Genomic DNA, 14,314 nt, shown 5'->3' on the forward strand with positions numbered 1-14,314 from the left:
GTGTTCCACGCTTTCCTCATTTCCACCGGAGCGGTCGCGCTCGCCGAAATCGGCGACAAGACGCAGCTGCTGTCGCTCGTGCTCGCCGCGCGTTATCGCAAGCCGATGCCGATCATCCTCGGCGTGCTGGTCGCGACGCTCGTCAATCACGCGGGCGCGGGCGCGCTCGGCGCGTGGCTCGGCTCGCTGCTCACGCCGGCCATCATGCGCTGGGCGCTGGCCATTTCATTCATCGGCATGGGTTTGTGGATTCTCGTGCCCGACAAGCTCGACGACGAAGAAGCCAACACGAACCGCACGCATCTTGGCGTGTTCGGCGCGACTGTCGTGGCCTTCTTCCTCGCGGAAATGGGCGACAAGACGCAGATCGCGACGGTTGCGCTCGCCGCGCGCTTTCACGACTTCTTCGGCGTGGTGGCGGGCACCACGCTCGGCATGATGATCGCCAACGTCCCGGCGATCCTGCTCGGCGACCGCTTCGCGCACCGTCTGCCGACCGGCATCGTGCACGGCATCGCCGCCGTGCTGTTCGTGGTTCTCGGAACGATGGCGCTGTTCGGCGGCGGGCTCTGACGAAGGTGCGCGATGCCGGCATTTGCCGGATCGCGCTCTTGTCACGCTTTTATCGCGCTTGCGGTTGCGTCGCGGTCATTGCACGGCTTTCGCGCCCGACGCTGCAGCCGGCGACGCGGCGGCAGCCGGCGCCGTCGTTTCGTTGGAAGCACCGGCGCTGTTGCCGAGCGGAATCTTGACGGTGCGCACGACGCCGTTGCCGAGCGGGAAGTCGGCAAGCGCACTGCGCGCCAGATACGGCATGGCTCTCACCAGCGACGACTCGCCGCCCGAGTTGCGCGCGGTCACGTTGTAGACCTCCTTGCCCGTCGCGCGCTCGGTGATCCGCACGCCGAGCAGATGCGTGAAGATCGGATAGCTCTGGTTCACGTAGCCGGCGGGAAACGGACCCCACGGGCCCCACGGATCGTACGGACGGCCCCAGCCCCAGTAAGGCGCCGGCCACGGGTTGTAGTAGACCGGCTCGGCCACCGTCACCATGTCCGAGCGGATTCCATACGAGAGCCCGACGAGATAGCGCGCGTCGTTAGGGTCGACCTGACGGAACGCATGCGTGGCGAGTTCGTTGGCGACGATGCGCTCATAGGTCGTCAGCTCGAGATTGTTCCGCTGGTCGGGCTCGCGTGTGAACGCGTAGGTGCGGGCCGCGTCGCTGCCGCTCCAGTCGGAGAACGCGGTGACCTGCGTGGTCACGTAGGTCGTGCAGCCGGACAGCAGCACGCTCAGTGCCGCGAGCAGCAACATGGCGCGGCGCGTCCAGATATTCGTTGTCATGGTCTACCTCGTGAAGCGTTTCTGTTCGTTCGTCTTTCATTGTACGTATGACCGTCGATCGCGCCGCGCCGTTCCGCGCCCTTCCGCTCCCACGCCGCAGGAGCTTGAGCGTGAGCAAGAGCGGTGCGGGCGTCCGAGCGCGCATCGGCCGAACGGCTATCTGAAAAGCGCGCGCCGCACGATTGCCCGAGGCTTTGTACAATGGCTCGACAAGCCCGGCTCGCGTGTCTTCGTGCGCCGGCCGCTCGAGTCCCATCACTACAGAACGCCATGGCCGATACCGCAACGCCCAATGTGATCCGCCGCGCCGATTATGCGCCGCCCGCTTTTCTGATCGACACCGTCGCGCTCGAGTTCGATCTGCTGCCCGAACGCACGGTCGTGAAGAACACGATGCGCGTGCGCCGCAACCCGGACGCCGCGCGCGCGCCGCATCTCGAACTGATGGGCGAACAACTGGAGTTCGTCGGCGCGACGCTCGACGGTCAGCCGTTCGCCAACGCGCATCCGCACGAGCACGGGCTGGTGCTCGACAACGTGCCCGACAGCTTCGAGCTCACGCTCACCAGCATCTGCAATCCGGCCGCGAATACGACGCTCTCGGGCCTGTATGTGTCGAGCGGAAACTTCTTCACGCAGTGCGAGGCCGAGGGCTTTCGGCGCATCACCTATTTCCTCGACCGGCCGGACGTGATGTCGACCTACACGGTCACGCTGCGAGCCAGCAAGGCCGATTATCCGGTGCTGCTGTCGAACGGCAATCTGCTCGAGGAAGGCGATCTGCCGGACGGCCGTCATTTCGCGCGCTGGGAAGATCCGTTCAGGAAGCCGAGCTATCTGTTCGCGCTTGTCGCCGGCAAGCTCGTTGCGCTCGAAGAGCGTGTGAAAACCGGCTCGGGCAAGGAAAAGCTGCTGCAGGTGTGGGTCGAGCCGCATGATCTCGACAAGACCCGTCACGCGATGGATTCGCTGATCAATTCCATCCGCTGGGACGAACAGCGCTTCGGCCTCGAACTCGATCTCGACCGCTTCATGATCGTCGCGGTGAGCGACTTCAACATGGGCGCGATGGAAAACAAGGGGCTCAATATCTTCAACACGAAGTACGTGCTGGCGAACCCGGAAACGGCGACCGACACGGACTTCGCGAACATCGAGGCGGTCGTCGGCCACGAGTATTTCCATAACTGGACCGGCAACCGCGTAACCTGCCGCGACTGGTTCCAGTTGAGCCTGAAGGAAGGGCTGACCGTGTTCCGCGATCAGGAATTCTCCGCCGACATGGCCGCCGGACTGACCAGCAGCGGCGACGAAGCGGCGCGCGCGACGAAGCGCATCGAAGACGTGCGCGTGCTGCGCCAGATGCAGTTCGCCGAAGACGCCGGCCCGATGGCTCACCCGGTGCGCCCGGAAAGCTACGTCGAGATCAACAACTTCTACACGATGACCGTCTACGAAAAAGGCTCGGAAGTCGTGCGGATGTATCAGACGCTGTTCGGCCGCGACGGTTTTCGCAAGGGCATGGACCTGTACTTCAAGCGTCACGACGGCCAGGCCGTGACGTGCGACGATTTCCGTCATGCGCTCGCCGACGCGAACGGCCGCGACCTCGCGCAGTTCGAGCGCTGGTACAGCCAGGCGGGCACGCCGCGCGTGTCGGTGCGCACCCGTTACGACGCGGCGGCGCGCCGCTACAGCGTGACGCTCACGCAGGGTTATGGCGACGCCGCGCCGGCCGCGCGCGAAACGCAGAAGGGACCACTGCTGATTCCGTTCGCCATCGGCCAGATCGGCAAGGACGGCAACGATCTGCCGCTGCAACTCGAAGGCGAAGCGCGCGCTTCCGACTCGACCACGCGCGTGCTCGAATTGACGCAGACCGAGCAGACGTTCACGTTCGTCAATGTCGAAGACGAGCCGTTGCCGTCGCTGCTGCGTAATTTCTCGGCGCCGGTGATCGTCGAATACGATTATCCGGCCGAACAGCTCGCGTTCCTGCTCGCGCACGACAGCGATCCGTTCAACCGCTGGGAAGCCGGCCAACGCCTTGCCACGCGCGAGTTGCTGACGCTCGCCGGACAGGCGGCGAACGGCGCGCAACTGCAACTCGACGACTCGGTGGTCGCCGCGTTCGCACGCGTGCTCACGGACGAATCGCTGTCGCCGGCGTTCCGCGAACTCGCGCTGATGCTGCCGTCGGAGGCCTATCTGGCCGAGCAGATGACGGAGTCGAATCCGGCGGCCGTGCATGCGGCGCGGCAGTTCGTGCGCAAGCGTCTCGCGAATGCGCTCAAGGGCGAATGGCTGAGCATTTACGAGAAGCATCGCACGGCGGGTCCGTACGAAGCCACGCCGGCCGCGGCCGGACATCGCGCTCTGAAGAATCTCGCGCTCTCGTATCTGACCGAGCTCGACGATCCGGCGGAAGCCGTGCGGCTCGCGTCGGCGCAATACGAGGCCGCGAACAACATGACCGACCGCGCCGCGGCCTTGTCCGCGCTGCTCAACGCCGCAGCGGCCAATGGCGGCAGCGCCGAGGCGCAGCATGCGCTCGACGACTTCTACCGGCGTTTCGAGAAAGAGCCGCTCGTGATCGACAAGTGGTTTGCGTTGCAGGCCACGCAGCGCGGCAGTGCGCAGCGCCCCGTGATCGAAATCGTGCGCAAGCTGATGACGCATCCGGCCTTCAATCTGAAAAATCCGAATCGCGCGCGCTCGCTGATCTTCAGCTTCTGCGCGGCCAACCCGGCGCAGTTCCATGCGCAAGACGGCTCCGGCTACGCGTTCTGGGCCGACCAGGTGATCGCGCTCGACGCAATCAATCCGCAAGTGGCCGCCCGCCTCGCACGCTCGCTCGAATTGTGGCGCCGCTTCACGCCGACGCTGCGCGAAGGCATGCGTGCGGCGCTGGAGAAAGTGGCGTCGCAAGTGAAGTCGCGCGACGTGCGGGAAATCGTCGAGAAGGCGCTCGCATGATGCGCGTTTGAGCGGTTCTCAACCCCGAAAGCCGGCACGCGTTGCCGGCTTTTTTTCGCCCTTGCCTTGCGACGACCCGGTGGCAGGTTCACGTCGACGTTAGCCATTTGGCCGACTGTTCTTAAGCGCCGCATTGACGGAAAGTAAACGCATTCAATTAACGGTTTACGTTTAACGCGATGCGTTATATCATTCCCATGATCACAACATTTGGCGACAAGGCTACGGCAAGAATTTTTCAGGGCAGGTTCGTGCATGCGCTGCCGCGTCATATCCAGGCGCTCGCGTATCGCAAGCTCCTGATGATCGACGCCGCGGACACCGTCCATAGTTTGCATGCGCCGCCCGGCAACCGGCTCGAAGCGTTGCAGGGGCAGCGCAGCGGGCAGTGGAGCATCCGGATCAATGCGCAATGGCGCATCTGTTTTCACTTTATCGACGGCGAGGCGCTGAATGTTGAGATTGTCGACTATCACTGATTATTGGGAGACCGACATGGTCATCAAACGCTCCGATCTGGCCAGCACCGATTTCTCCGGCATCGACACCGGAGACAGCATCGAGGAAATCCATCCGGGGGAGATTTTGCGCAGCGAATTCCTCGAACCGCTCGGCATGTCCGTCAATGCGCTCGCGCTTGCGTTGCGCGTACCGGCGCCGCGCATCAACGACGTGGTGCGTGGCAAGCGCGCGATCTCGGCTGACACCGCGCTGCGGCTCGAGCGCTACTTCGGCGCGAGCGCGCAGTTCTGGCTCAATCTGCAAATCGCCTACGACCTGCGCGTCGCCACGGCTGCGGCGGGCGCGCAGATCGAACGCGAGATCGAACCCATGCCGAAGGCCGATCGCCCGAAGCTCCCCAAGGTTTCCGCGGAACATGCGCGCGCCGCGGCGCTCGCAGCGAGCGTGAGCGGCAGCGCCACGGCGGGCAAGGTCCGGCGCAAAGGCTGACCGCCGGTTGTGGTTTGGGTTGTGCTTTGGCCGCCGGTTATGCTCGTTGCTGCTCACTGGCCGCGTCGCGCGCGTTTTTCATCTCTCCGCCCACAGCAAAAGCACGGGGCAGACACACCGAGCGGTTAAAATCCGGATATTCCTCAAGCCTCCTGGAGTACAGCAATGTCCTTGCAACGTCGTACCACTCTCACGAAGTACCTGATCGAGCAGCAGCGGGAAACCAATAACCTGCCGGCCGATCTGCGCCTTTTGATCGAAGTTGTCGCGCGGGCATGCAAGGCGATCAGCTATCACGTCAGCAAGGGCGCGTTGGGCGATGCGCTCGGCACCGCGGGCAGCGAGAACGTGCAGGGCGAAGTACAGAAGAAGCTCGATATTCTGTCAAACGAGATCCTGCTCGAAGCGAATGAATGGGGCGGCAACCTGGCAGGCATGGCATCGGAGGAAATGGAGCAGTTCTTCCCTATTCCCGCGAACTATCCGAAGGGCGAATATCTCCTCGTGTTCGATCCGCTCGACGGCTCGTCGAACATCGACGTGAACGTGTCGATCGGCACCATCTTTTCAGTGCTGCGCTGCCCGGACGGCCAGCAGCCTACCGAGCAGTCGTTCCTGCAGCCGGGCACGGAGCAGGTCGCCGCGGGTTACGCGGTGTATGGGCCGCAAACGGTGCTGGTACTGACCACCGGCAACGGTGTGAACTGCTTCACGCTCGACCGCGAGCTCGGTTCATGGGTGCTTACGCAAAGCGACATGCGCATTCCGGTCGAGACGCGCGAATATGCGATTAACGCGTCGAACGAGCGGCACTGGTATCCGCCCGTCGAGCAGTACATCGGCGAATTGAAGCAAGGCAAGGAAGGTCCGCGTCAAAGCGACTTCAATATGCGCTGGATCGCGTCGATGGTCGCGGACGTGCATCGTATCCTGAACCGCGGCGGCATCTTCATGTACCCGGCCGACAAGCGCACGCCGGACAAGCCGGGCAAGCTGCGTCTGATGTACGAAGCGAACCCGATGGCGTTTATCGTCGAACAGGCAGGCGGCGCCGCGACCAATGGCGAGAAACGCATTCTCGATATTCAGCCGAAGAGCCTGCATGAGCGCGTCGCGGTGTTCCTCGGCTCGAAGAACGAAGTGGACCGCGTGACCCGCTACCATCTCGAAACAAAAAATTGACCGAGGGGCTTGCCAAGCCAATAAAGAAGTCCCTATAATCTCGCTTCTCCTGATGCCGGAATAGCTCAGACGGTAGAGCAGCGCATTCGTAATGCGAAGGTCGGGGGTTCGATTCCTCTTTCCGGCACCATCAAGATTCAAGCAAAAAGCCCAGTCCTCGCGACTGGGCTTTTTGTTTTGGCGATGCGTTTATCGAGGTTGGGACAACACGCGTCTGCGGTTACTAGTTGGCTTTGGCTATCCGCAAAAGTCCGCTCAGTCGCCGTGCAAGCGCGCGATCGTGACGAGGTTGCGCGCGACGACGGAATCGTTTGTCGCGACGCCCTGCTCGACGTTGCTGCGTTCGTCGCCGCAATACGCAGCGACCGCTTCCTGCGGCGCCGACGGAAACCACGAGATGCGGCCGTCGCATTCGATGCCAACCTGACGTCCCTTCCAGTACACAGCGTTTTCCATGACCCACTCTCTGAAGGCGAAGACGACCATCTTCCGCATCGGCAGACGCGCGTCCGTTGCCCAACGCACTCTCGGTTGACGATACGTCTTCACATCATAGAAGCCAGGATCGCGGCTGCCGGCGTTGTCATCGAGCGATGATGTTTTGTCGCGAAATGCGCGAGCTGGAATGCAACGCCGGCCGAATGCTTAAACCATTCAGTGAAACTCCTAAAAAGTCTTAAGTCGCGTTTGAAAAAAGAGGCCGTTGATCGTCAACGGCGCGACACGTCGCTCGTTTACAAAGAGGTAAAGCTTTCTCGCGATATAAGGTCCGGCTCGGTAATAAACGAACGTTCGCCTTTTAGCGCGGAAAACGATTCCGATGCGGCGGCGCACAAGAAGCTTTGAATCGGGGAATACCCGGAATGAACAGGAGCGGACTCGCGAGACCGAGAGGCAGCAGTGCTTGGGCGGCCCGCCTGACAAGGCGCCAGGGAATCTACCGATGAATTGATGCGCTGAACGTACGCAAGCCCACAGAACAACACAAGCTGCGAACCTATAAATTTAATCAGAAGACTCTGCTGAAATGGTGCGCTGTGCCGTTAAAGCAACAAAGAACGCGTGATGTTAATCGGGCACTGGTGCTAATCGGGGCCCGAGGGAATAATGAGTTTGTAAAGGAGAAAGATCATGGATGCCAAACCACCGAAGATTCCGACCCCGGACAAAGTTTTCAGCCCGGATCCGGAACCTGTCGGCGTCGAATTTTTGGGTGCGGAACTGCCGGAGCACGTGCGCGCCTTTTTCGACGAACAACGTAAGTCGTGCGACGCAAAGTAACTGTGCAGTGGCGCAACGCAGCAGCGGTCTTCGTGTCTCGTGCATGAGGTCTGGTGGCTCGCGCGCTCCCCGATCGCTTTCGTTTGGACGCTACCAATAGACGGACTGCCGCCGCGTAGTGCCGGCGCCTGTCGTTGCGCTTGCGCGCTTCCGCTGCGCGAGCATCGGTTGTGCTCTGCTTCCAGCAGCGGCTCCGCCCGGGAGCGCGCCTGTGCGATCGTAGATCGTCTATTCTTCTGGTTTTTCCTTCTGGGCCACCCGGCCGACCGTTGATCCCATGAATCGATTGTTTCGCTTCGCTGCGCCGTGCGCGCTGGCGCTCTTCGCCTGTGCCGCGTTCGCGCCAGCCCCCGCCTTTGCCGATGGCGACGATACCGCGCTAACCAACGTGATCGCGCTTGCGTCGCAACGCCTTGCGCTCGCCGAGCCGGTGGCGCGGTGGAAGTGGGCCAACCATCAAGCGATCACCGACACGCCGCGCGAACAGGCGCTGCTCGCCGATGTGGAAAAGCGAGCCGCGGCGGCCAACGTGGATCCGGCGTTCGCGCGCGCTTTCTTCCAGGATCAGATAGACGCCAGCAAAGAGGTGCAAAACGCGCTGTTCGCGAACTGGCGCGCGACTCAGCCGCCACAAGAACCGGCGCCGGACCTCGCGACGAGCACGCGCCCTCAGTTGGACCGCTTGACGCAGGCGCTCGTCGCCGGCCTCGCCCGCGTGCAACCGCTGCGCGCGGCGCCGGACTGTCCGTCGCGCGTCGCGCAAGCGCTCGCTAACTGGAAGTCGCTGACCCGCTATGACTCGACCCGGTCGAATGCGCTAACTCATGCGCTTGGACACGTGTGCGAAAGCGGCGGCGTCGGCGCGACGGGCTGACGGCGGACGCCAGGAGGAAGGCGTGGACTGATCGCGCTGCGGGGCTTGCACGATCGGGCGGAACGAGCGGGTGAATGTGCAGGCGAAGCGGTCAGGCAACGCCCACGACAGGCTCCGCGTTCACGACCGTCAGCGGCGTCATCCGCAAACCGCGTGCGAGATGGCTTTGCAAAATCCGATACGTCGAAAGCTCAAAGCCGCTGCTATCCAGACGCGACGTGTGCAACTCGGTCGCCTGCTCCAGCGACGGCGCATGGCCGATATAACACCAGCGGTCAACAACATGAAAAGCGCACGCCTCTGACGCTTGTTCCCGCTCCTCGAAAACGACAGGCCCGACAAACGGCCACGGCGCGTCGATGGGATCGCTCTTGGCGACGCGCGGCGCGCGATTGTGCCCCGGCCGCAGCGCCGCAATCCACTGTGCCTCTGTCAGCATTGCGCCCAGCTCGCCGCCCGTCGCGCGCCATTCGACACGCCGAACCTGCTGCGCAAGCCGTATATCCTTCGACGAACGGCGCTCCCCTGTCAGATGCGCGCGAAGCCGCTGACGGACGCGAACGCTTCGTCCGACATACAGCGGCAAGTCGTCGTCTCCATAGAACGCGTAGACGCCGCAGCCCGCAGGCGCCGTGTCGAGCAGATCTTCAGTGATGTTGCCGGCCAGCCGGTAGCGCCGGGTCGTGCGCTCGATGTGCGCCCTTAAAACGTCGAGCGGCACGAGGCCATGCAGGCGCTGCCAGAACTGCCAGATCAGATCGGCGTCGGCGAGCGCGCGGTGGCGATCCGACGGCACGAGCGAATGACGCTCGACCAGCGCATCGAGTCCGTGACGCTTTTCCGACGGAAACAGCGCGCGAGACAGGCGCACGGTGCACAGCACGTCCGGGTCGAATGAAATACCGGCGCGCCGGAATTCGCCACGCAAGAAACCCCGGTCGAAGCTCGCGTTATGCGCGACGAACAGTTTGCCGTTCAGGCGGGCAAAGAGTTCGGGCGCGATGGCGTCGAATGTCGGCGCGCCGCGCACCATCGCATTCGTGATGCCGGTCAGCTGCTGAATGAAGGACGGAATCGGTTGCTGCGGATCGACGAGGCTGCTCCAGCGCGTGACGCCGGCCGGCCCGACTTCGACGACGCCGACCTCGGTAATGCGGTGCTCGCTGGTCGAGCCGCCGGTGGTTTCAAGATCGACAAAGACGATGGGCTCTGCGAAGGCCGGTTCGGCCAAAAACTGTTCGGACATGGAGAGAATGCTTGGACGCGTGACTTTGCGCCAAGTATGCACTAGTTGGCGGCCGCCGACCGTGCGTAGATCGCGCCAGCGGGACCCCACGCCCGACCGAAGCGAATAAAAACAAAAGCCCCCGCGATGAATCGCGAGGGCCTTTAGCAGCGGACCCTGCCCCGCGCGCTACGGGGCAGCGGCACTACTGCTTACAGCGGCTGGATATTCGCCGCCTGCTTGCCCTTGGGGCCGGCCTTGACGTCGAAAGATACACGCTGGTTTTCCTTCAGCGATTTAAAGCCTTCGCTGCGGATTTCCGAGAAATGCGCAAAGAGATCTTCGCCACCCGAATCGGACGTAATGAAGCCAAAACCTTTAGCATCGTTAAACCATTTGACGATACCTGTTTCCATTTTCCAGTTTCCCTCAACGAATTATCAAATCGGGCAATGCCCTCAACGCCTCAATCCATTGCCATCTTATCCATAAGGAATATCCCTGAGGCATTGCGCACTCGGAGCGGCTACTGAATTCAGCTTTGCCGTTATACGGGGCGCAGTGAATCACCGTCAAGTGAATTTTTAATAGTCCTTAAGTACGACGTTGGATAAGCGAAAAGTTAGCCAATGGCGGAAATAACCGGCGTTTCGATACTCGCGCTCGCGTCAAATTTACTCCCCCTTTGACGCGAGCACGAAAAAGAGAAAGACTTCCCGAAATGCACGCGACGTTTGTAACGATTTGTGACTTTGGTAAGTGTTTCTCCGACTTGTTCGCCTCGCCGAGCGAACCGCATCATGAAGCTATGCATTTGCAGTAATGCGCATCAGGAGATTGCCATGCAGTTCCGCACTATCCGCCTCATTCTTGCCCGGCTCATTCCTCATTTCGCTCAATCACCGTCGCAAGCATCTCGCACTTCCAGTGCCGAAGCAGACCGGCAGAACTCGTCGGCCCTCGAATTCGACCCGGTATGGCACGGCGATCATTGGCAAAACCTGCTGTCGTCGCCGATGGACGCCCGGCGCTACGTCATGGAGGACTGGAGTTCCTCGACGCCGACCGAACGGTGGAACACCGACTACGCCGCACCGGCGCATTGAGCGGAAGTCACGCGCCAAATCGGGCTTCGCAGTTCTGAGCGCGCAAAAAAAAGCGCGACTGGGAAGTCGCGCTGACAAAGGTTTGGAGATCTTTTTCGACAACGAAAAAGTCCGCTTCGGAAAGCGGTAATTCAGTATAGCGCTTATTTCTGAGTCCGATTATTCACACAAATAACAATCGTCTATTGCATTAACAACAACAATAACTTCGCATAGCCGCTCTTGTTGTTTTTTTGCATCGGATAAGCGTCGTATATAAGCAACGCCAATTCCTCCGCACCCCTTGCATGAGCCCTTGGTACTCTCGAAAGCCTTAACCGGCGGGGCTTTCAACGCGTCCACATATCGTTTCGAACGGCGTAATACTCTATTGCGAAAACAGAAACGCCCATTGATTAGACGGTCTCTCTACACTTTGCGTAACCGGAAAACAGCGCCGCATTCAGACGCTCTTCTCGCGGATACGCCTCTCGCAGCGTCCGCGTGAAGGTTTTCCGAAGCAGCGTTCACCGCCAATTCTTGCTTTCGGAGTAACAAGATGAAAAAGACTCTCATGGTCGCAGCCCTGACGGGCGTTTTTGCCACCGCGGCGCACGCCCAAAGCAGCGTCACTCTGTACGGCTTGATCGACGCCGGCATCACGTACACCAACAACCAGCACGGTCACAGCAACTGGCAGCAAACCAGCGGCTCGGTGAACGGCAGCCGTTGGGGCTTGCGCGGCGCTGAAGACCTCGGCGGCGGCCTGAAGGCAATCTTCACGTTGGAAAACGGCTTCGGCATCAATGACGGTTCGCTGAAGCAAGGCGGCCGCGAATTCGGCCGTCAGGCATTCGTCGGTCTGTCGAGCAACCAGTTCGGCGCGGTGACCCTCGGCCGTCAATATGACAGCATGGTCGATTTCGTCGGCCCGCTGGCATTGACCGGCACGCAGTACGGCGGCACGCAGTTCGCCCATCCGTTCGACAACGACAACCTGAACAACTCGTTCCGCATCAACAACTCGGTCAAGTACACGAGCGCGAACTACGGCGGCTTCAAGTTCGGCGGCCTGTACGGCTTCTCGAACCAGGCTGACGGCTTCGCCAACAACCGCGCTTACAGCGCCGGCGCATCGTACAACTGGGGCGGCCTGAATGTCGGCGCAGCGTACCTGCAACTGAACAACAACGGCGCGACGGGCGCGGCTGCGGCGTTCAACGCCGGCGGCGCAGTGTCGAGCGACAACACCTTCTTCGCTAGCCGTCAGCAGACGTGGGGCGCGGGCGCGAGCTACGCGTTCGGTCCGGCGACCGTCGGTCTCGTGTACTCGCAGACGAACCTGTCGGGCCTCGCCGGCATCGGCGCAGGCGCGTCGGGCCAGACGGGCGGCGTCGCCTTCGGTGGTGACAGCGCGCACTTCCAGAACTTCGAAGCTAACGCTCGCTACGCTCTGACGCCGGCTGTCAGCATCGCCGGTTCGTACACGTACACGCGCGCCAGCCTCGCCGGCACCCGTCCGCACTGGAACCAGTTCAACCTGCAAACGGCATACGCACTGTCCAAGCGCACGGACGTCTATCTGCAGGGTGAATACCAGCAAGTCAACGAGAACGCGGTTGTTAACGCGGACATCAACGGTCTGGCTGCTTCGAGCAACAACAAGCAGATCGCTGTCACGGCAGGCCTGCGTCACCGCTTCTAAAGCGGCAGGCAGGACTCGCGACATGGAAGGCGCCGCTTGCGGCGCCTTTTTTATTGCCTGCCCTGCCTGGAACGCCGCGAAGGCCACCGACGCGACGGACGCGGCGGAATCAGCCCGGATGGAAAACTAGCCGCCGTTATCGGGCGGCGGATATTTGACGTCGAGTATGTCGATCGGCTGCGGTCCGGCAGGCGTATACAACGTCACCGTATCGCCGACCTTCGCCTTCAGCAGCGCTCGCGCGATCGGCGAAATCCAGCTCACGTGCCCGATGTCCAGATCGACCTCGTCGATACCGACGATCGTCACCGTATGCTCGTCGCCGTCTTGCGTCGCATATTCGACCGTGGCGCCGAAAAAGACCTGATCGACATTCTCCTGCTTGCTGCTGTCCACGATCTCCGCGAGGTCGAGACGCTTGGTCAGAAAACGAATGCGCCGATCAATCTCACGCAGGCGGCGCTTGCCATAAATGTAATCGCCGTTCTCCGACCGGTCGCCATTCGACGCCGCCCACGACACGAGCTTGACCACTTCCGGCCGCTCGACGTCGATCAGATGCAGCAGTTCGTCGCGCATGCGGCGGTAGCCCGCCGGCGTGATGTAGTTCTTGGTACCCGCTGGGATGTCCGGCTGGGCGACGTCGAGATCGTCGTCGTTATCTTCGCTCGACTCTTTGACAAAGGCCTTGTTCATGATGATCCATAAGCTGCAGCAAACGACTGCCTCACTAGGGTACACGATCATGGCAATGAGACAAATCGCAGTTACACGCTTCCCTTTTTTGAAACCTTTGCTATAATCTCGTTTCTGCGTGCGGCTGTAGCTCAGTTGGATAGAGTACTTGGCTACGAACCAAGGGGTCGTGGGTTCGAATCCTGCCAGCCGCACCACTTATTCGAGGGCCTTCCTCCGGGAAGGCCCTTACGTTTTACCCAATTTCGCTTTACCAGTTTCGCGTGCGGCTGTAGCTCAGTTGGATAGAGTACTTGGCTACGAACCAAGGGGTCGTGGGTTCGAATCCTGCCAGCCGCACCACTTTTCAAGGGCCTTCCAATCGGAAGGCCCTTTGTTTTTTCGACGACGTTTTTCGACGCCGCCGTTTTACTCCGATTATTCGATTCGACCAGCCACTCGTGGCCGCGGCGCGCTTATTTACGGCCGCGGCGGCGACTGAATATCGCCGATATGTCCGTCCGGGCTAGGAACGTCTTCGAACGTATCGCCCGCCGTCGCCTCGGCAATGCGCCGCGCGCTAACGCCCATCAGCAACTGCGGTTCATGCAGCACGTCGCCGACGCTATCGCCAAACCGGCTTTCGACAAACGCCCGCAGCAGTGCCACGCGCACCGAGTCCGCGCGCCCTTCCACCGGTCCGCGACCGCCTTCGAATTCCGCGACGCACTGTGCCGGCCCCTCTTCGCTGCGTTCGCGCATTTCGATCCGACGCGCGCGCTCCAGCACCACTGCCGCGGCATCCCACGACTTGCTCGGCGTGAAGCGGCCGTCCCACGGACGACCGCGGTCGTTGCCGCGAATCGAGACGGTTTCGCCGCTGTCGGTGAACTGGATTTCGCGCACGAAGTCGTGCAGGCTGCGGGCCACCCAATAGTCGAGTGCGAGGCCCTCTAGGTCAGCTACTTTCATCAGCGTTCTCCCTGAGTTTTCAGGTCAGACTCGCCTATCGC

The 14,314-nt window shown here is 61.6% G+C and carries 15 protein-coding genes and 3 tRNA genes; 12 read left to right on the forward strand and 6 right to left on the reverse strand.

Annotated elements, in window-relative coordinates; genetic code table 11:
- Window positions 1-573, forward strand: a complete 573-nt coding sequence (locus CUJ91_RS13750) for a TMEM165/GDT1 family protein (protein ID WP_006050192.1) — start codon at window positions 1-3, stop codon at window positions 571-573.
- 75 nt (window positions 574-648) lie between these two features.
- Here the strand turns inward: CUJ91_RS13750 and CUJ91_RS13755 are convergent, their stop codons facing one another.
- Window positions 649-1,347, reverse strand: a complete 699-nt coding sequence (locus CUJ91_RS13755) for a DUF4136 domain-containing protein (RefSeq protein ID WP_114156390.1) — start codon at window positions 1,345-1,347, stop codon at window positions 649-651.
- Between the two features lie 270 nt (window positions 1,348-1,617).
- Here CUJ91_RS13755 and pepN point away from each other — a divergent pair, with 270 nt between their 5' ends.
- From pepN to CUJ91_RS13780, 5 genes are all read left to right on the forward strand, one after another.
- Entirely contained in the window at window positions 1,618-4,323 is a 2,706-nt protein-coding gene (gene pepN, locus CUJ91_RS13760) for an aminopeptidase N (RefSeq protein WP_114156391.1), read from the forward strand.
- Window positions 4,324-4,520: 197 nt separating this feature from the next.
- The gene (locus tag CUJ91_RS13765; protein ID WP_029967972.1) at window positions 4,521-4,802 is read left to right on the forward strand and encodes a type II toxin-antitoxin system RelE/ParE family toxin; all 282 of its coding nucleotides are present in this window, start codon (window positions 4,521-4,523) and stop codon (window positions 4,800-4,802) included.
- A 16-nt stretch (window positions 4,803-4,818) separates the two neighbouring features.
- Entirely contained in the window at window positions 4,819-5,274 is a 456-nt protein-coding gene (locus tag CUJ91_RS13770) for a HigA family addiction module antitoxin (protein WP_044021311.1), read from the forward strand.
- Window positions 5,275-5,439: 165 nt separating this feature from the next.
- Complete coding sequence (locus CUJ91_RS13775) at window positions 5,440-6,456, forward strand: class 1 fructose-bisphosphatase (protein WP_114156392.1); 1,017 nt, start codon at window positions 5,440-5,442, stop codon at window positions 6,454-6,456.
- Window positions 6,457-6,510: 54 nt separating this feature from the next.
- Window positions 6,511-6,586 (forward strand) — tRNA-Thr (locus CUJ91_RS13780).
- 125 nt (window positions 6,587-6,711) lie between these two features.
- Here CUJ91_RS13780 and CUJ91_RS13785 read toward each other — a convergent pair.
- Complete coding sequence (locus CUJ91_RS13785; protein WP_171800576.1) at window positions 6,712-6,912, reverse strand: hypothetical protein; 201 nt, start codon at window positions 6,910-6,912, stop codon at window positions 6,712-6,714.
- A 675-nt stretch (window positions 6,913-7,587) separates the two neighbouring features.
- On the opposite strand from CUJ91_RS13785, the gene CUJ91_RS34395 reads away from it, so the two are divergent.
- Together CUJ91_RS34395 and CUJ91_RS13790 are read left to right on the forward strand one after the other, a co-directional pair.
- On the forward strand, window positions 7,588-7,737 hold the full coding sequence (locus CUJ91_RS34395; protein WP_006050185.1) for a hypothetical protein: 150 nt from the start codon (window positions 7,588-7,590) through the stop codon (window positions 7,735-7,737).
- A gap of 277 nt (window positions 7,738-8,014) precedes the next feature.
- Window positions 8,015-8,611 (forward strand): chorismate mutase, encoded by a 597-nt coding sequence (locus CUJ91_RS13790; RefSeq protein ID WP_029967978.1) that lies wholly within the window; start codon window positions 8,015-8,017, stop codon window positions 8,609-8,611.
- Window positions 8,612-8,702: 91 nt separating this feature from the next.
- Here the strand turns inward: CUJ91_RS13790 and CUJ91_RS13795 are convergent, their stop codons facing one another.
- Together CUJ91_RS13795 and CUJ91_RS13800 are read right to left on the reverse strand one after the other, a co-directional pair.
- Window positions 8,703-9,857, reverse strand: coding sequence for an exonuclease domain-containing protein (locus CUJ91_RS13795; protein WP_029967980.1), 1,155 nt, complete (start codon window positions 9,855-9,857; stop codon window positions 8,703-8,705).
- Window positions 9,858-10,048: 191 nt separating this feature from the next.
- Window positions 10,049-10,252, reverse strand: a complete 204-nt coding sequence (locus CUJ91_RS13800) for a cold-shock protein (protein WP_006050182.1) — start codon at window positions 10,250-10,252, stop codon at window positions 10,049-10,051.
- Window positions 10,253-10,678: 426 nt separating this feature from the next.
- Here CUJ91_RS13800 and CUJ91_RS13805 point away from each other — a divergent pair, with 426 nt between their 5' ends.
- Together CUJ91_RS13805 and CUJ91_RS13810 are read left to right on the forward strand one after the other, a co-directional pair.
- Window positions 10,679-10,942 carry a hypothetical protein gene (locus CUJ91_RS13805; RefSeq protein WP_114156393.1) on the forward strand — a complete coding sequence of 88 codons (264 nt, stop codon included), beginning with the start codon at window positions 10,679-10,681 and terminating at the stop codon, window positions 10,940-10,942.
- 538 nt (window positions 10,943-11,480) lie between these two features.
- Window positions 11,481-12,626: a porin gene (locus CUJ91_RS13810; protein ID WP_006050180.1), complete on the forward strand. Its 1,146-nt coding sequence runs from the start codon at window positions 11,481-11,483 to the stop codon at window positions 12,624-12,626.
- Window positions 12,627-12,752: 126 nt separating this feature from the next.
- Here CUJ91_RS13810 and greB read toward each other — a convergent pair whose 3' ends face one another.
- On the reverse strand, window positions 12,753-13,322 hold the full coding sequence (greB, locus tag CUJ91_RS13815) for a transcription elongation factor GreB (RefSeq protein WP_029967984.1): 570 nt from the start codon (window positions 13,320-13,322) through the stop codon (window positions 12,753-12,755).
- 120 nt (window positions 13,323-13,442) lie between these two features.
- Between greB and CUJ91_RS13820 the strand changes: the two genes are divergently transcribed.
- Window positions 13,443-13,519: transfer RNA gene (locus CUJ91_RS13820), tRNA-Arg, on the forward strand.
- Between the two features lie 68 nt (window positions 13,520-13,587).
- Window positions 13,588-13,664, forward strand: a tRNA-Arg gene (locus CUJ91_RS13825).
- Window positions 13,665-13,781: 117 nt separating this feature from the next.
- On the opposite strand, the gene CUJ91_RS13830 is transcribed toward CUJ91_RS13825, so the two are convergent.
- A complete protein-coding gene (locus CUJ91_RS13830; protein ID WP_006050178.1) occupies window positions 13,782-14,273 on the reverse strand; it encodes a phage protein NinX family protein in 492 nt (163 codons plus the stop codon).
- Between the last annotated feature and the right edge of the window lie 41 nt (window positions 14,274-14,314).

Source organism: Paraburkholderia graminis, from assembly GCF_003330785.1.
GTDB lineage: Bacteria > Pseudomonadota > Gammaproteobacteria > Burkholderiales > Burkholderiaceae > Paraburkholderia > Paraburkholderia graminis.